The organism is Streptomyces sp. NPDC055239, from assembly GCF_053606205.1.
The window spans coordinates 59,448-76,205 of the sequence record NZ_JBSGRD010000014.1; the positions used below are offsets into that span (position 1 = coordinate 59,448).

The window sequence follows — 16,758 nt, forward strand, 5'->3', positions numbered from 1 at the left end:
GCGCCTGCCCGAGGAGTAATCGTTCGATGAGCGAGCACCGTCGCAAACCGCCGCAGCCGCAGGGCGGTGGACGCGCCGCGGCCAGACGCGGCGTCCCAGGTTCGTCTTCCGGCCGCCGCGCCGCACCGCGTGGCGGCACTGGATCGCCCACTTCCTCAACCGGCTCGCACGGAGCAGAGGCCCCTGATGACGGGGACCGTTCCTACGGCGGCCGTGCCGAGGCCCGTCGTGCCGCGCAACGCAGCGGTTCCGTAGGCTCCGGCGGCCGCCGTAGAGCGGCCGACGGAGCCGGTGCCGGGCGCGGAGGCGCCAGTGGCGGCGGCCGACGCGGTGGTGGTGGCCCGAACGGGCCGGGCCGCGGCCGAGGCCGTGGCGGCCATGAGCCCCGCAAGAAGCGGTTCATCGACTACCCGCGCGCGGAGAAGGACGGTCTGCGGCGCTGGGTACCGTCCTGGCGCCTTGTCACCGGCCTGTTCGTCGGGTTCCTCGGCAGCATGATGGCGGTCACGGGAATCGCGTACGCCTTGGTGGAGGTGCCGAAGGTCGACGATGCGGCCACGGCGCAGAACAACGTCTACTACTGGGCCAACGGCAAGCAGATGGTCGCGACCGGTGGCGAGACGAACCGCCAGATCATCGACTACGACAAGATCCCCAAGGAGATGCGGACCGCCGTCATCTCGGCCGAGAACAAGTCGTTCGAGGACGACAAGGGCGTCGACCCCATGGGCATCACGCGTGCCGTGGTCAACATGGCCAAGGGCGGAGAGACCCAGGGTGGCTCAACCATCACTCAGCAGTACGTGAAGAACGCGCGCCTGGGCGACCAGTCGCAGACGTTCACGCGTAAGTTCAAAGAGCTCTTCATCTCCATAAAGGTCGGCCGGCAGGAATCCAAAGAAAAGATCATGGCGGGGTATCTCAACACCGCCTACTACGGCCGTGGCGCCTATGGAATCCAGGCTGCCGCCCGCGCGTACTTCGGCAAGGACGCGAGTGACCTGGACCCCAGCCAGTGCGCGCTTCTGGCGACGGTGCTGAAGGGCGCCACGTACTACGACCCCGCGGGATCCCCTGAGGTTGACCCCGCGGCCTCGCGTGACGCCAACACCGCGCGGGCCACCAAGCGCTGGAAGTGGATCCTCAATGAAGAGGTCAAGGACGGCCACCTGACCGCTGCGACCCGGGACAAGTACAACAAGTTCCCGAAGCTGGAGAACCCTCGCTCCAACGCTCAGCTGGGCGGACAGGTCGGTTATCTGGTCGACCTGGCCAAGGCGTACGTGATCAACAACAGCAAGGGCCAGATCACGGCCAACGACCTCCAGCAGGGTGGCTACGAGATCCACACGACCTTCGACAAGAGCAAGGTCCAGAAGCTCGAGAAGGCCGTGGAGAAGGTCCGCGAGGCGAAGATCAAACCCAAGCAACGCCCGAAAAAGGACACCCACGTCCAGTTCGGTGGTGCGTCCGTGAATCCCGAGGACGGGGCGATCGAGGCCATCTACGGCGGTGAGGACGCGACCAAGCACTTCACCAACAACGCGGACCAGACCGGTGCGCAGGTCGGCTCGACGTTCAAGCCCTTCGTACTCGCAGCGGCCTTCAAGGACGGAACGCGCGACAAGGACGGGTTGCCGGACCAGACCGAGGACCAGCGCACCATCGTCAACCCGAAGAGCCTTTACAGCGGCAAGAACAAGCTCAAGATCCAGAACTACGACGGCAGTATCTGGAAGGACAAGGAAGACAAGGAGTGGCTGCAGACCAACGACGGCGGTCAGAGCTATAACGCGCCGACCTATCAGATTGATCTCCGCGAGGCGATGCGGGAGTCCGTCAACTCGGCTTATGTGCAGCTCGGCATGGACGTCGGCCTGAACAAGGTGAAGGACGCGGCCATCGCCTCGGGTATCAAGGAGAACAGCCTCGCCAGCTCCAATTACCCGTCCTTCTCCCTCGGTACGTCATCACCGAGTGCGATCCGGATGGCCGGTTCCTACGCCACCTTCGCGTCCAGCGGCCAGCAGAACGATCCGTTCTCGGTCAAGAGGGTCGAGCACAAGGGCAACACCGTCTACCAGCACGATTCCCAGACGAAGCGGGCTTTCGACAAGTCGGTCGCCGACAACGTCACCGACGTGCTCAGGACCGTGGTCGAAAAGGGCACGGGAACGTCAGCTCAGTTGACCGGCCGGCAAGTGGCGGGCAAGACCGGTACGACCGACGGCAACAAGTCCGCCTGGTTCGTCGGCTACACCCCGCAGCTTTCGACCGCGATCAGCATGTACCGGCTCGACGACAACGAAGGGAACAAGAAGCGGGAGTTCCTGGAGATGTTCGGCACGGGTGGCGAGAAGAAGATCCACGGTGCCTCGTTCCCCGCGCAGATCTGGAAGGACTACATGGAGCAGGCCCTGAAGGGTGAGCCCGTGAGGAAATTCCCGGTCCCGGAGCCGATCGGTTCAGTCGTCGGTGAGACGCCGCCGCCGACTCCGACCCCGACCCCGTCCAAGACCGAGGAGCCGGATAAGTCCCCCACGCCGAGCCCTTCGGACACAGGGACGTCCCCGAGTCCCACAACAAGCCCCACGCCCACTGAGTCCTGTAAGGACTGGGACTGGCAGTGCAACAACGACGGTGGTGCGTCGGAAGGCGGGGACACCGACGGCAGTACCGGCGGAGAGTCGCCCCCGGCCACACCGGATCCGCCGGGCGAAGATGGCGGAAACAGCGACGGAGGCATCTTCGGCTGATCGAGGCTCCGAAGTGTTCGTTTCACGTGAAACGCACCGTTTCACGTGAAACACCCACCGCCGAGCATCGACGAGGGCCGCTACACCGCACCGGTGTGGCGGCCCTCTCCGTGTTCTCAGGTGCGTACGGCAGGATGTGCGGCATGCCCAGTGCAGAGACGACGCGCACGAGCGTGCACAAGACCACTAGTGCACAACAGCCGGAGCCCGTACGGCCGACCAAGGAGGATGAGGTCGCCGCGGCCGGCAGCGAGCTGATCGGTGGACCCATCGGCCGCAGAGTGCTGTACCCGGCGACGTGGTGGACTCCCGTACGTGTCATCGCGCTCGTTGCCATCGGAATGTTCGCGCTCGGCATGGTGCAGAAGATGCCGTGCTACGAAGGCGCCTGGTTCCAGGGCGCGAGCTCGCAGTACACGCACGCCTGCTACTCCGACATCCCGCACCTCTACCAGGGGCGTGGCTTCGCCGATGGGCTCGTGCCCTACTTCGACAAGCTGCCCGGCGACATGGAGTACCTCGAGTACCCGGTGCTGACCGGTGTGTTCATGGAAGTGGCCTCCTGGCTGACACCGGGCAGCGGCAGCATCCAGCACCAGGAGAAGTTCTACTGGATGGTCAACGCCGGGATGCTGATGGCCTGTACGGCGGTCATCGCCGTCTGCGTCGCCCGCACCCACCGGCGCCGCCCCTGGGACGGCCTGATGGTCGCCCTGGCGCCCGCCTTCGCGCTGACCGCCACCATCAACTGGGACCTGTTCGCCGTAGCTCTCACGGCCGCTGCGATGCTGATGTGGGCACGCGGGGGGACGCTCTCCGCGGGCGTCCTGCTCGGCCTTGCGACCGCCGCGAAGCTCTATCCGGCGCTGCTCCTTGGCCCACTGCTCATCCTGTGCTGGCGGGCGGGGCGCTGGCGGGCCTTCTGGTCGACGGCCGGGGCCGCGGTGGGTGCCTGGCTCGTGGTGAACCTGCCCGTGATGATCACGCATGACGCGACGGGCTTCCACATCCGCGAGGGCTGGGCGAAGTTCTACACCTTCAGCCAGGAGCGGGGTGTCGACTTCGGCTCGGTCTGGCTGATCCTCTCGCAGCGCATGGACGACCCGCTGTCCACGGACACGGTCAACACCCTGGCGACGGCGCTGATGTTCCTGGCCTGCCTCGGGGTCGGTGCGCTGGGTCTGACCGCGCCTCGCCGCCCGCGCTTCGCGCAGCTCGCCTTCCTGGTGGTCGCCGCGTTCATCCTCACCAACAAGGTCTACTCGCCGCAGTACGTGCTGTGGCTGATTCCCCTCGCCGCGCTGGCCCGGCCGCGCTGGCGTGACTTCCTGATCTGGCAGGCGTGCGAGGTCGCGTACTTCCTGGGGATCTGGCTGTACCTCGCGTACACGACCAGCGGAGACGCCCACAAGGGCCTGCCGACCGAGGGCTACCAACTCGCCGTCATGGTGCACCTGCTCGGGACGCTGTACCTGTGCGCCGTGGTCGTACGCGACATTCTGATGCCCGAGAGGGACCCGGTACGCAAGTCCGGCGACGACGACCCCTCAGGGGGCGTCCTGGACGGCGCACCGGATGTCTTCGTCCTCGGGCCGGCCGCCCATCCGCCGCGGCACGCGGTGCACTCCACCGAGGGTGCCAACGTGCGGTGGGGCGCCACGGGGGCCACGTCGACCGACGTTTCACCCTGAGCGAACAGGTGGCCGATGAGGCCGGGAACGACCGAAGGGCCGGGCGCGACGACTGTCGCTCCCGGCCCTTCGGCCTGTGGTCGGTCCGGCTGTGATCAGCGGTCGACGATGCGGTCGAACTGCGTGGTGGTGTGCCGCAGATGGGCCACCAGCTCCTCGCCCACCTTCGGCTCGGGCGCGTCCGAGGGCACGAAGAGGATGGAGACCTGCATGTGCGGCGGCTCCGCGAACCAGCGCTGCTTGCCGCCCCAGACGAACGGCGACAGGTTGCGGTTGACGGTCGCGAGGCCGGCACGGGCCACGCCCTTCGCGCGCGGCACCATGCCGTGCAGCGCCTTCGGGGCCTCCAGGCCGACGCCGTGCGACGTGCCGCCCGCGACGACGACCAGCCAGCCGTCGGATGCGACCTTCTGCTGGCGGTAGCCGAAGCGGTCGCCCTTGGTCACCTGAGTGACGTCCAGGACGGCGCCGCGGTACTGGGTGGCCTCGTGGTCGCCCAGCCACAGATGCGTACCGATGCGCGCCCGGAAGCGCGTCTGGGGGAACTGCTGCTGCAGGCGGGCGAGTTCGTTGGCCTTGAGGTGGCTGACGAACATCGTGTGCAGCGGAAGACGGGCGGCACGCAGCCGGTCCATCCAGCCGATGACCTCCTCGACGGCGTCCGAGCCGTCGGTGCGGTCCAGCGGCAGGTGGATCGCGAAGCCCTCGAGCCGTACGTCCTCGATGGCCGCGTGCAGCTGTGAGAGCTCCTGCTCGCTGACGCCGTGCCGCTTCATCGAGGACATGACCTCGATGACGACGCGGGCGCCCACGAGGCCGTGTACGCCGTCCAGGGACGACACGGAGCGGATGACGCGGTCGGGCAGCGGCACGGGCTCCTCGCCCCGCCGGAACGGGGTCAGGACCAGCAGGTCACCGCTGAACCAGTCCTTGATCCGGGCGGCTTCGTACGTGGTGCCGACGGCGAGGATGTCGGAGCCGAAGCGGGTCGCTTCTTCAGCGAGGCGCTCATGACCGAAGCCGTAGCCGTTGCCTTTGCAGACCGGGACTATTCCCGGGAACTGCTCCAGCACGTGCTTGTGGTGTGCCCGCCAGCGCGCGGTGTCGACATAGAGCGTGAGCGCCATGGCCGGATCCCGGAACCTTTCTCGTGGCTGCGGTGTATCAGAGGTAAGAAGACTGTTTGTGGCTAAGGGAATTGTGCCGGGTGAGTGCGGTCAGCGGCGCGACATGTAGATGTCGAGTGCTTTGTGGAGCAGCTTGTTGAGCGGGAAGTCCCACTCGCCGATGTACTCGACAGCCTCTCCACCCGTGCCCACCTTGAACTGAATCAGTCCGAACAGGTGGTCCGTCTCGTCCAGAGAGTCGGAGATGCCGCGCAAGTCATAGACGGTGGCGCCGAGCGCGTAGGCGTCCCGGAGCATCCGCCACTGCATCGCGTTCGAGGGCCTGACCTCGCGGCCGATGTTGTCCGAGGCGCCGTAGGAGTACCAGACGTGCCCGCCGACGACGAGCATCGTCGCCGCGGAAAGGTTCACGCCGTTGTGCCGAGCGAAGTACAGCCGCATGCGGTTGGGGTCCTCGGAGTTGAGGGCCCGCCACATCTGCTGGAAGTAACCCAGCGGCCGCGGACGGAACTTGTCGCGGATCGCGGTGATCTCGTAAAGGCGCTGCCATTCGGCGAGGTCTTCGTAACCGCCTTGGACGACCTCGACGCCGGCCTTCTCGGCCTTCTTGATATTGCGTCGCCACAGCTGGTTGAAGCCCTTGAGAACCTCGTCCAAGGAGCGATTGGCCAGCGGCACTTGAAAGACGTAACGCGGTTGTACGTCACCGAATCCGGCGCCGCCGTCCTCGCCCTGCTGCCAGCCCATTTTCCGCAGCCGGTCGGACACTTCGAAGGCACGCGGCTCGATGTGCGAGGCCTCGACGTCCCGCAGGCGCTTCACGTCCGGGTTCTGGATGCCCGACTTGATCGCGGGAGCGTCCCAGCGCCTGATGACGACCGGCGGGCCCATCTTCACGGAGAAGGCGCCCTGCCGCTTCAGATGCGCGAGCATCGGCTGCAGCCAGTCGTCCAGGTTCGGTGCGTACCAGTTGATGACCGGTCCCTCGGGAAGGTACGCGAGGTAACGCTTCACCTTGGGCAGTTGTCGGTAGAGCACCAGGCCCGCACCGACGAGTTCGCCGGTCCGGTCGTCGAACCAGCCCAGGTTCTCCGAACGCCATTCACTCTTCACATCCGCCCATGCCGGGACCTGGCAATGACTTGCCGACGGCAGGCTCTGGATATACGCCAGATGCTGCTCGCGACTGATGGTCCTCAGGGTCAGACTCATTCGGGGCGCTCCTCGGGCTGGTGTGTCCCCATGGGTACAGGGGCTCCGGCTCTCGCGCCGAAGCCTACTGTGCCCCGAGAGCGCCCCGTCTGGGCGTACGGAACCTTAGCCCCGGGCCTGTGTGCGGCGGGGGCGTCGGAGGGCGGCTACCAGAGCCCGCCGAAGAGGCCGCCGTGGGCCATGCCCAGGAAGAATCCGACCGCCGATGCGCCGAGCCCGAGGATCAGGCCGAAGCGCTCGCGGGTCGTCTCGGAGATGAACTGTCCCCACGCGCCCGTGGCGATCCCCACCAGGCCGGCCCAGGAGCTGAGCAGGTGGAGGTTGTGGAACATCGCCGTGACGAAGGCGATCGCTCCCAGGACCAGGGTCACGCCGAGCAGCGTGTCCTGCATGGGATGTCCCTTGCCGTCCGTGGCGAAGAGGGAACCAGCGGTGTTCGGTCGCAATGTCTGTGCCATGAGGCACCTCCTGCGTAAGGCGGCGCAGCGTAGCGCCATACACACCCGATGTGTACAGATTCTGCCCCTCTGCCGCCGGATTTCAACCGGAAGCCCAGGTGCGGGTACTGTGTACCGTCTGCACCGGTGTCTGCCCAGGCCATGGCAGGGACTCCCGATCGGTCTACTGATCGGGAAGCCCGATTGTCAGTGGCTGCCGATACCGTTGCGTACGCATCACGACCCTCCTGCCACGGAACGACCGTGGCCGCTGAGTCCAAAGGAGGTGGGTTCCACATGCGTCACTACGAAGTGATGGTCATCCTCGACCCCGATCTCGAGGAGCGCGCTGTCTCCCCGTTGATCGAGAACTTCCTCTCCGTCGTCCGTGAGGGCAACGGAAAGGTCGAGAAGGTCGACACCTGGGGCCGTCGTCGTCTCTCGTACGAGATCAAGAAGAAGCCCGAGGGCATCTACTCGGTCATCGACCTGCAGGCCGAGCCTGCGGTCGTCAAGGAGCTCGACCGCCAGATGAACCTGAACGAGTCGGTCCTCCGGACCAAGGTCCTCCGTCCCGAGACCCACTGAGCTTTCCCAGCTCAGCGGTACTCGGGATCCGAGTAGCAGCAGCAAAAGCAGCCAGCAGCAAACCCGCCGAGAGGTTCCCCCATGGCAGGCGAGACCGTCATCACGGTCGTCGGCAATCTTGTCGACGACCCCGAGCTGCGCTTCACCCCGTCCGGTGCGGCGGTCGCGAAGTTCCGTGTCGCGTCCACTCCCCGCACCTTCGACCGTCAGACCAATGAGTGGAAGGACGGCGAAAGCCTCTTCCTCACCTGCTCGGTCTGGCGTCAGGCGGCGGAGAACGTCGCGGAGTCGCTTCAGCGAGGCATGCGCGTCGTCGTGCAGGGCCGGTTGAAGCAGCGGTCCTACGAGGACCGTGAGGGCATCAAGCGCACGGTCTACGAGCTGGACGTCGAGGAAGTGGGCGCCAGCTTGAAGAACGCCACGGCCAAGGTCACCAAGACCACCGGTCGAGGCGGCCAGGGCGGCGGATTCGGCGGCGGCGGTGGCGGCCAGCAGCAGGGCGGCGGCAACTGGGGCGGCGGCTCCGGTGGCGGCGGTCAGCAGCAGGGTGGCGGCGGTGCTCCCGCCGACGACCCCTGGGCGACCAGTGCGCCGGCCGGCGGCGGCCAGCAGGGCGGCGGCGGTGGCTGGGGCGGAAGCTCCGGCGGTTCCTCCGGCGGCTCTGGTGGCTCTGGCGGCGGCTACTCGGACGAGCCCCCCTTCTAGGCCTCAGGGCCAAGGGTGGGCCGTTCCCACACTTCTTGATCAAACAGGAGAGAACACATGGCGAAGCCGCCTGTGCGCAAGCCTAAGAAGAAGGTCTGCGCATTCTGCAAGGACAAGGTCACGTACGTGGACTACAAGGACACGAACATGCTGCGGAAGTTCATTTCCGACCGCGGCAAGATCCGTGCCCGCCGCGTGACCGGCAACTGCACGCAGCACCAGCGTGACGTCGCCACGGCCGTGAAGAACAGCCGTGAGATGGCGCTGCTGCCCTACACGTCCACCGCGCGATAAGGGAAGGGTGACCGACTAATGAAGATCATCCTCACCCACGAGGTCTCCGGCCTCGGCGCCGCCGGCGAGGTCGTAGACGTCAAGGACGGCTACGCCCGCAACTACCTGATCCCGCGGAACTTTGCGATCCGCTGGACCAAGGGTGGCGAGAAGGACGTCGAGCAGATCCGTCGTGCTCGCAAGATCCACGAGATCGCGACCATCGAGCAGGCCAACGAGGTCAAGGCCCAGCTCGAGGGCGTCAAGGTCCGTCTGGCCGTCCGCTCCGGCGACGCCGGTCGTCTCTTCGGTTCCGTCACCCCGGCTGACGTCGCTTCGGCGATCTCGGCCGCCGGTGGTCCGAAGATCGACAAGCGTCGTGTCGAGCTCGGCGCGCCGATCAAGACGCTGGGCGCCCACGCGACGTCCGTGCGTCTGCACCCCGAGGTTGCCGCTCAGGTCAACATCGAGGTCGTCTCCGCCTAAGCACTGCGCTTGGCAGAGCTGAAGCAAACATTGGGCCGCACCCTCTGGGTGCGGCCCAACGCGTTTCTCGGACGTGCGGCCCTACGAATGCCGTGTTTCACGGGAGGCGCTGTTTCACGTGAAACAGCGCCTCCCGGATCAGCGAGTGGCGCCGGTGACGATCCAGTGTCCGGAGCGCGTACGCACCCCCAGGGTCACCATGCGGACCGTCATCATCAGCGTCATCGCTCCCCAGACGGCGGTCAGCCCGCCGCCGAAGGTGGGGACGAGCAGTGCCACCGGAGCGAAGACCGCCAGCGTGGCCAGCATCGCCCAGGCCAGATACGGGCCGTCGCCCGCGCCCATCAGCACGCCGTCGAGGACGTAGACGATGCCGCAGACCGGCTGAGAGATGGCCACCACCACGAGTGCGGGCAGAGCGGCGTCCTGGACGGCTGAGTCGCTGGTGAAGAGCGGGATGAACAGCGGCCGGGCCAGGACGACCAGCACGCCGAGCAGGATCCCTGAGCCGATGCCCCACTGCACCATGCGGCGGCAGACGTCGCGCGCACCCTGGGAATCGTTCGCGCCCAGATAGCGGCCGATGATCGCCTGACCGGCGATGGCGATGGCGTCGAGAGCGAAGGCCAGCAGGCTCCACAGGGACAGAATGATCTGGTGGGCGGCCACATCGGCGTCACCGAGGCGTGCGGCCACCGCGGTCGCGATCATCAGGATCGCCCGCAGCGAGAGCGTACGGACGAGAAGCGGTGCGCCTGCTTGCGCGCAGGCTCTGATGCCGGCCGCGTCGGGGCGCAGTGAGGCGCCGTGGCGTCTGGCTCCGCGTACGACGACGAAGAGGTACACGGCGGCCATGGCCCACTGGGCGATGACGGTGCCCCAGGCGGATCCTGCGATACCCAGACCGGCGCCGTAGACGAGGCCGACGTTGAGAACGCCGTTGGCGACGAAGCCGCCGATCGCCACGTACAGCGGGGTCTTTGTGTCCTGCAGCCCGCGCAGGACACCGGTGGAGGCGAGCACGATGAGCATGGCGGGGATGCCGAGCGAGGAGATGCGGAGGTACGTGATCGCGTACGGGGCCGCGGTGTCCGATGCGCCGAAGAGCTCCACGAGCGCGGGTGCGGTGGGCAGGACCACGGCGATGACGGCGGCCCCGAGCAGGGTGGCGAGCCAGATGCCGTCCATGCCTTGGCGGATGGCGGACTGGAGATCTCCGGCGCCCACCCGGCGGGCGACGGCGGCCGTGGTCGCGTAGGCGAGGAAGACGAAGACGCTCACGGCGGTCATGAGGAGTGCCGAGGCGACGCCGAGACCGGCCAGTTGTGCGGTGCCGAGGTGGCCCACGATGGCACTGTCGGCCATCACGAAAAGAGGCTCGGCGACGAGTGCGCCGAAGGCGGGAACGGCGAGTGCGATGATCTCTCGGTCATGCTGTCGCCGAGCGGCCTTGGTCGCCGCGGGAGCCTGTGTCATGGACACCAATCTAATCTTCCACAGGTAAGAGATGCAACGCTCGAAAGACCCTTACTAGGTCTCGAGTGGGACACTCTTCGAAACGCCGTTTGGCACGATCTTGGTCCGACTGGGGAAGTTTTTCTTCTGCACAGCCGGTGGATGGGAAAGTGCCAGGTCAGAGGCTATTTGCGAAGAAGGCTGAGTGCTTGTTCACAGGCCTGTCCACCGAGCCGTACACAGGTTTGGCGGGGTTCTCCACAGCAACGCGCCCGTCATCCACACCGCCTGTGGATAACCAGATTGGCTGACGGTGGCCGCGGGCCTACCGTGGTGCGGCGCCCCCCTCGTGATCTGACCTCGGAAAGCCTGTAAAACCGACGCGTCAGAACCGGAGTTGGGCCGCTCATTTGTCAGTGTCGTGCCGTAAGAAAGAAGGGCACGGCGAGGTCCGCTCGGCGGACGTGAGGGAGGTGGCCCGGTGAGTATTTCCGAGCCCTTGGACGACCCCTGGGCCGACAGCGGTCCCAGTGACCGTCTGCCAGCCTCCCGGCAGCGCCGCGACGGCGGCCGAGGCCGTGACGAGCAGCACGATCGCGGCCGTGAAGGCGGCGGCTGGGACGGCGGTGGCACCGCCTTCGAGCGCGTACCGCCGCAGGATCTAGACGCCGAGCAGTCCGTGCTCGGCGGCATGCTGCTCTCCAAGGACGCCATCGCCGATGTCGTCGAGGTGCTCAAGGGCCACGACTTCTACCGGCCCGCGCACGAGACGATCTACACGGCGATCCTCGACCTGTACGCCAAGGGCGAGCCGGCCGACCCGATCACCGCGGCGGCCGAGCTCACCAAGCGCGGCGAGATCACCAAGGTCGGCGGGGCCTCTTATCTGCACACGCTGGTGCAGACGGTGCCGACGGCGGCGAACGCCGAGTACTACGCGGAGATCGTCCACGAGCGGGCGGTCCTGCGTCGCCTCGTCGAGGCGGGTACGCGCATCACACAGATGGGATACGCGGCCGACGGCGACGTCGACGAGATCGTCAACAGCGCCCAGGCCGAGATCTACGCGGTCACCGAGCAGCGCACCAGCGAGGACTATCTGCCGCTCGGCGACATCATGGAGGGCGCGCTCGACGAGATCGAGGCGATCGGTTCGCGCAGCGGCGAGATGACCGGTGTGCCGACGGGCTTCACCGACTTCGACTCGCTGACGAACGGCCTGCACCCCGGCCAGATGATCGTCATCGCCGCGCGTCCCGCCATGGGTAAGTCGACGCTGGCGCTCGACTTCGCGCGCGCCGCGTCCATCAAGCACAACCTGCCCAGCGTCATCTTCTCCCTGGAAATGGGGCGCAACGAGATCGCGATGCGTCTGCTGTCCGCGGAGGCGCGGGTGGCGCTGCACCACATGCGCTCCGGCACGATGACGGACGAGGACTGGACGCGGCTCGCGCGTCGGATGCCCGAGGTCTCCGCGGCTCCGCTTTACATCGACGACTCCCCGAACCTGTCGATGATGGAGATCCGCGCCAAGTGCCGCCGCCTCAAGCAGCGCGCGGACATCAAGATGGTGATCATCGACTATCTGCAGCTGATGCAGTCCGGTGGTTCCAAGCGTGCCGAGAGCCGCCAGCAGGAAGTCTCGGACATGTCGCGAAACCTGAAGCTGCTCGCCAAGGAGCTGGAGGTCCCGGTCATCGCGCTCTCGCAGCTGAACCGTGGCCCCGAGCAGCGCACGGACAAGAAGCCCCAGGTATCCGACCTGCGTGAATCCGGCTCGATCGAGCAGGACGCGGACATGGTGATCCTGCTGCACCGCGAGGACGCGTACGAGAAGGAGTCACCGCGCGCGGGCGAGGCGGACATCATCGTGGGCAAGCACCGTAACGGCCCGACGGCGACGATCACGGTCGCCTTCCAGGGTCACTACTCGCGCTTCGTGGACATGGCGCAGACATAGCAGGGGCATCGCCCGGGTCGGGGGTACAGCGGGGGTAGATCGGGGGTACGTCATGGACGGCCCCGGGGCGTCGGTACCCGGCCCTTCTTGGGATCGAGCCCCCGTGCGGCGGCTTGCCCGGTCTGCCTGCGGGCTCGATAGGCCGAGGCTTTTACGCGATTGCCGCAACTCTCCATGCCGCACCAGGTGCGACGTGCGCCTCGGGAGCGGTCCAGGTAGAGGCGCGTGCAGCCCGCACGTCCGCACTCCTTCAAGCACGTGTGCAGGTCGGCCAGCATGCCGATCCCGCTGCGCGCGACGTGGGCCTGCGCCGCGCGGACATCCCCTGACAGAAGCAGGCCGTCGTCGCTGAGTTCGACCGTGGGCACCGGCCCGGCAGCGGCCTCGTTGACGGTATCCAGGGCGGCCGACGTGAATCGACGTTTCCGCATGCGGTCGAGCGCCAGTTGATAGATCGCCTCACGGAGCTCCACCACTGCTGTGAAGGCCGCGGCGTCGACGGTCACCTGGTCGGGCAACTCGTCGCATGCGTGGACCCACTCCTCCAGATCGGCGGGGGTCATCAGCAGATCGACAGGCTCGTCCCGACGGGACTCCACGGTGCCGACGAGGTCCAGAGCCGGGTTGCCACTCACGAATGCGAACTTCACGTCACCATCTTGACCGGTGACGGAAGGTGGCGCAATGATCGTCACCGGTTTAACCGGTGACGCGACGGGTCGGCGGTGACGTGAAGGACCGGTAGCGCGTCCGACGACCATGATCAGGAGACTGGATGCCCGAGGTACGCCACATCGAGGCCGTCGTTTTCGACGTCCTCGGAACGATGGTCGACGAACCAACTGGACTGCGGGCGGCGATTCGCGACGCGGCACCCGCGTCCGACGACCGGGCCGCCGATGCGTTCGACGACGCTTCGGTCGACCACCTGCTCACCGTCTGGCAGGAGCATGTTGCGTTCGAGCAGCAACGTATCGAGGAGGGAAGCCGGGCGTACGCCAACACCGAGGTCATCGACCGCGAGGCGGCCCACCGCGTGGCGGACCGTATCGGGCTCACCGACCCGGCGGTCGTCGAGCGTCTGGCTACGGCGGGTCAGCGCCTCGAGCCCTGGGGCGACTCCCTCGCGGGACTCAGGCGCATCGCCCGGCGATTCCCGGTCCTTGCGCTCTCCCACGCGAGCCGCGCGGCTCTGCTCCGTCTCAACGCAGACGCCGGGCTGCGCTGGCATCAGGTCCTGTCCGCCGAGGATGCCCGGGCCTACAAGCCCGCGCCGGAGGTCTACCGCCTCGCGCTGGACGCGGCAGGATGCCGGGCAGAGCGTGTGCTGATGGTCGCCGCCCACGCCTGGGACCTTCGCGGAGCTCAGGCGGTGGGAATGCGCACTGCCTATGTCCAGCGACCGGGGGGAGATCCTCCGAGGTCCTCTGACACCTTCGATTGGCGGTCCGACAGCTTGGACGAGTTGGCGACCGTGCTGACAGCGGCGTAAGAGCCACGGGTACGCGTTCCGCGTAGCGCGGTCGGCGGAATTCGCTCGACGCGTGGCTTCTTCGCGGGTGGACTGGGGTCATGACATCACCCCGTGAAGAGCTGTTGCCCACTACCCGCCGAGCCCTGCTGCACCGAGTCGCCACCGCTCAGGCGGAGGGGCGGGCCCCCTCGCTCGTCGCCTCGGTGCTCAGGGACGGGGAGTTGGTGTGGACAGAGGGGCGCACCTGTGTCGAGGGGCACGCACCGGACGAGAACGTTCAGTACCGCATCGGCTCGATCACCAAGACCTTCACCGCCGTACTGGTGATGCGACTGCGCGACGAGGGCGTCCTCGACCTCGCCGATCCTCTGGAGAAGCACCTTCCGGGCACGGCCGCGGGGGACGTCACCATCGCGGAACTCCTCGCGCACACCAGTGGACTGGCAGCGGAGACTCCCGGGGAGTGGTGGGAGCGTACGCCCGCGTCGCAGCGCCCCGAGCTCGGTGACGTACTCGGTGAGCAGCCCTTCAAGCACCCCACCGGTCGTCGCTTCCACTACTCCAACCCCGGCTATACGTTGCTCGGTTCGCTGATCGAGGTGCTGCGGGGCGACTCGTGGGAAGCCGTGCTGCGCCGCGAGATCCTGGAGCCGCTGGGCCTGGACCGCACGAGTGCGCAGCCGCAGGCGCCGCACGCGGGTGGCTGGGCAGTCCATCCGTGGGCGGACGTGATGATGCCCGAACCGGCAGAGGACCTGGGCCTGATGGCTCCGGCCGGGCAGCTGTGGTCCACGACGTCGGATCTGGCGCGCTTCGCCGCCTTCCTCCTGGAGGGCGACGATCGGGTTCTGTCCGCGGATTCGGTACGGGAGATGCGGGCGCCGGCGTCGCCGCTGCAACCGGGGGACTGGAATGTGACGTATGGCCTGGGGGTGCAGCTGATCCGTGGCGACGGGGGAACCCTCGTCGGGCACGGGGGCTCGTTGCCGGGCTTCATGGCCGGGCTGTGGGCGAGCGAGGAGGACGGCCTGGTCGCCGTCACACTGACCAACTGCACCTCCGGACCTGCCGTGACGGCGTTGGCCTTCGACCTGCTGAAGATCGTGGCCGAGGCCGAGCCGCGCATCCCCGAGGCGTGGCGGCCCCTGCCCGAGCTTGACGAGGCTCTGCTGGAGCTTGCGGGGCCCTGGTACTGGGGGACGAACACCTTCGTGCTGCGGCCGCAGGCCGGCGAGGCGGTCGAGTTGTCGCCCCTCACGGGGGGTGGCCGCGGGTCGCGGTTCCGGCCGAACGGTGACGGTACGTGGACCGGGCTCGACGGCTACTTCGCCGGGGAGGTCCTGCGGGCGGTGCGGCGGCCCGATGGGGCGGTGAGCCATCTCGACCTGGGGTCGTTCTTCTTCACACGGGAACCGTACGACGCGGGCACTCCCGTGCCGGGTGGGGTGGACCCGGAGGGTTGGCGCGGGCTTTCCCTCTGAACGTCCTTGAGGATCTGGTGGGGCGTCGTGTTTCACGTGAAACACGACGCCCCACCAGTACGAGATAGACGCCTCACCAGTACGAGATAACCGGTGCGAGGTACGGCACGTCGACTGCAGGTTCAGAGCTGCAGCTTGAAGCCCACATGTGATGCCGTGAACCCGAGCCGCTCATAGAAGCGGTGGGCATCGGTGCGGGAGGCGTCGGACGTCAGCTGCACCAACTGGCAGTTCTGGCGCCGGGATTCATCGACGGCCCACTCGATGAATCGGGTACCGAGGCCGCTGCCGCGCTCCTCGGCGTGAATGCGTACGCCCTCGATGATCGACCGGGTCGCCCCCTTCCGGGACAGGCCCGGAACGATCGTGAGCTGGAGCGTGCCTACGACGCGTCCCTCGCGTACGGCGACGACCACGTGCTGGTTCGGGTCGTCGGCCAGCCGCTCGTACGCGGTGAGGTACGGGGTGAGGTCGTCCGGCGACTCGCGCGTGCTGCCCAGGGGGTCGTCGGCGAGCATCTCCACGATGGCGGGGATGTCATCGGCGATCGCCGGGCGTATCTCAAGATCTCCCATGAGGGCAGCCTATGCAGCCGCCCGCTTCCGGGGCAGGCCACTGCGCCCACAGCAGTCCTAAGCCGGTACGCGCACTGCTTCCACGGCCCTGACCAGCGGTGTCAGCTCCGGGTTCAGCGCCGCTTCGTCGAGCGCCTCGCGCAGTGCGGCGTCATTGGTGGGGCGGGCCTCGGCGAGGAGAGCGGCGCCCGACTCGCTGACGTCCGTGTAGATGCCGCGGCGATCGGTGGGGCACAGGTAGCGGGAGAGCAGCCCACGGTCCTCGAGCCGGGTGACCAGGCGCGTGGTGGCGCTCTGGCTGAGGACGACGGCGTCGGCGACCTGCTTCATCTGCAGATGGCCGCCCTCCCCGTCGTGCTGGCGGCTGAGGACATCGAGCAGGGAGTACTCGCGCACGCTCAGGTCGTGCTGGGCCTGTAGAGCGCGCTCGATGTGGGTCTCGATCTTCCCGTGGAGCAGGGAGAGCGCGCACCAGCCCTGCGCAAGGGCGGTCAGTGCGGGGTCCGTCGCTGTCATGGCTCTTGTTCCTCCGTCCCGG

Annotated in this window: 16 protein-coding genes; 9 read left to right on the forward strand and 7 right to left on the reverse strand. The window is 67.3% G+C overall.

Annotated elements, in window-relative coordinates; translation table 11 throughout:
- Positions 1–26 precede the first annotated feature (26 nt).
- Both ACWFRJ_RS35055 and ACWFRJ_RS35060 read left to right on the forward strand, forming a co-directional pair.
- Positions 27–2,756: a transglycosylase domain-containing protein gene (locus ACWFRJ_RS35055; protein WP_453540362.1), complete on the forward strand. Its 2,730-nt coding sequence runs from the start codon at positions 27–29 to the stop codon at positions 2,754–2,756.
- A gap of 134 nt (positions 2,757–2,890) precedes the next feature.
- Positions 2,891–4,447 carry a glycosyltransferase family 87 protein gene (locus ACWFRJ_RS35060; RefSeq protein WP_453540893.1) on the forward strand — a complete coding sequence of 519 codons (1,557 nt, stop codon included), beginning with the start codon at positions 2,891–2,893 and terminating at the stop codon, positions 4,445–4,447.
- 95 nt (positions 4,448–4,542) lie between these two features.
- Here the strand turns inward: ACWFRJ_RS35060 and ACWFRJ_RS35065 are convergent, their stop codons facing one another.
- The 3 genes from ACWFRJ_RS35065 to ACWFRJ_RS35075 form a co-directional block, all read right to left on the reverse strand.
- Positions 4,543–5,574 (reverse strand): alanine racemase, encoded by a 1,032-nt coding sequence (locus ACWFRJ_RS35065; RefSeq protein WP_351169220.1) that lies wholly within the window; start codon positions 5,572–5,574, stop codon positions 4,543–4,545.
- A gap of 90 nt (positions 5,575–5,664) precedes the next feature.
- Complete coding sequence (locus tag ACWFRJ_RS35070) at positions 5,665–6,786, reverse strand: lipid II:glycine glycyltransferase FemX (protein ID WP_361828908.1); 1,122 nt, start codon at positions 6,784–6,786, stop codon at positions 5,665–5,667.
- Between the two features lie 146 nt (positions 6,787–6,932).
- Positions 6,933–7,244, reverse strand: a complete 312-nt coding sequence (locus tag ACWFRJ_RS35075) for a hypothetical protein (protein WP_389902772.1) — start codon at positions 7,242–7,244, stop codon at positions 6,933–6,935.
- A gap of 276 nt (positions 7,245–7,520) precedes the next feature.
- On the opposite strand from ACWFRJ_RS35075, the gene rpsF reads away from it, so the two are divergent.
- From rpsF to rplI, 4 genes are all read left to right on the forward strand, one after another.
- Positions 7,521–7,811 (forward strand): 30S ribosomal protein S6, encoded by a 291-nt coding sequence (gene rpsF, locus ACWFRJ_RS35080; protein WP_006604399.1) that lies wholly within the window; start codon positions 7,521–7,523, stop codon positions 7,809–7,811.
- A gap of 81 nt (positions 7,812–7,892) precedes the next feature.
- Positions 7,893–8,516, forward strand: coding sequence for a single-stranded DNA-binding protein (locus ACWFRJ_RS35085; RefSeq protein WP_453540367.1), 624 nt, complete (start codon positions 7,893–7,895; stop codon positions 8,514–8,516).
- A gap of 57 nt (positions 8,517–8,573) precedes the next feature.
- Positions 8,574–8,810, forward strand: a complete 237-nt coding sequence (gene rpsR, locus ACWFRJ_RS35090; protein ID WP_003949403.1) for a 30S ribosomal protein S18 — start codon at positions 8,574–8,576, stop codon at positions 8,808–8,810.
- Between the two features lie 18 nt (positions 8,811–8,828).
- Entirely contained in the window at positions 8,829–9,275 is a 447-nt protein-coding gene (gene rplI / locus ACWFRJ_RS35095) for a 50S ribosomal protein L9 (RefSeq protein WP_453540370.1), read from the forward strand.
- A gap of 138 nt (positions 9,276–9,413) precedes the next feature.
- Here the strand turns inward: rplI and ACWFRJ_RS35100 are convergent, their stop codons facing one another.
- Positions 9,414–10,751 (reverse strand): MATE family efflux transporter, encoded by a 1,338-nt coding sequence (locus tag ACWFRJ_RS35100; RefSeq protein ID WP_453540373.1) that lies wholly within the window; start codon positions 10,749–10,751, stop codon positions 9,414–9,416.
- A gap of 460 nt (positions 10,752–11,211) precedes the next feature.
- Between ACWFRJ_RS35100 and dnaB the strand changes: the two genes are divergently transcribed.
- Positions 11,212–12,690 (forward strand): replicative DNA helicase, encoded by a 1,479-nt coding sequence (dnaB, locus tag ACWFRJ_RS35105; protein WP_344525039.1) that lies wholly within the window; start codon positions 11,212–11,214, stop codon positions 12,688–12,690.
- Positions 12,691–12,740: 50 nt separating this feature from the next.
- Here the strand turns inward: dnaB and ACWFRJ_RS35110 are convergent, their stop codons facing one another.
- Positions 12,741–13,340 (reverse strand): CGNR zinc finger domain-containing protein, encoded by a 600-nt coding sequence (locus ACWFRJ_RS35110; RefSeq protein WP_453540376.1) that lies wholly within the window; start codon positions 13,338–13,340, stop codon positions 12,741–12,743.
- Between the two features lie 125 nt (positions 13,341–13,465).
- Between ACWFRJ_RS35110 and ACWFRJ_RS35115 the strand changes: the two genes are divergently transcribed.
- Both ACWFRJ_RS35115 and ACWFRJ_RS35120 read left to right on the forward strand, forming a co-directional pair.
- Positions 13,466–14,182, forward strand: coding sequence for a haloacid dehalogenase type II (locus ACWFRJ_RS35115; protein WP_453540379.1), 717 nt, complete (start codon positions 13,466–13,468; stop codon positions 14,180–14,182).
- Positions 14,183–14,262: 80 nt separating this feature from the next.
- Positions 14,263–15,645: a serine hydrolase domain-containing protein gene (locus ACWFRJ_RS35120; RefSeq protein WP_453540382.1), complete on the forward strand. Its 1,383-nt coding sequence runs from the start codon at positions 14,263–14,265 to the stop codon at positions 15,643–15,645.
- A 122-nt stretch (positions 15,646–15,767) separates the two neighbouring features.
- Here the strand turns inward: ACWFRJ_RS35120 and ACWFRJ_RS35125 are convergent, their stop codons facing one another.
- Both ACWFRJ_RS35125 and ACWFRJ_RS35130 read right to left on the reverse strand, forming a co-directional pair.
- Positions 15,768–16,220 carry an N-acetyltransferase family protein gene (locus tag ACWFRJ_RS35125; protein WP_453540385.1) on the reverse strand — a complete coding sequence of 151 codons (453 nt, stop codon included), beginning with the start codon at positions 16,218–16,220 and terminating at the stop codon, positions 15,768–15,770.
- Positions 16,221–16,277: 57 nt separating this feature from the next.
- Positions 16,278–16,736 carry a MarR family winged helix-turn-helix transcriptional regulator gene (locus ACWFRJ_RS35130; RefSeq protein WP_453540388.1) on the reverse strand — a complete coding sequence of 153 codons (459 nt, stop codon included), beginning with the start codon at positions 16,734–16,736 and terminating at the stop codon, positions 16,278–16,280.
- Positions 16,737–16,758 lie beyond the last annotated feature (22 nt).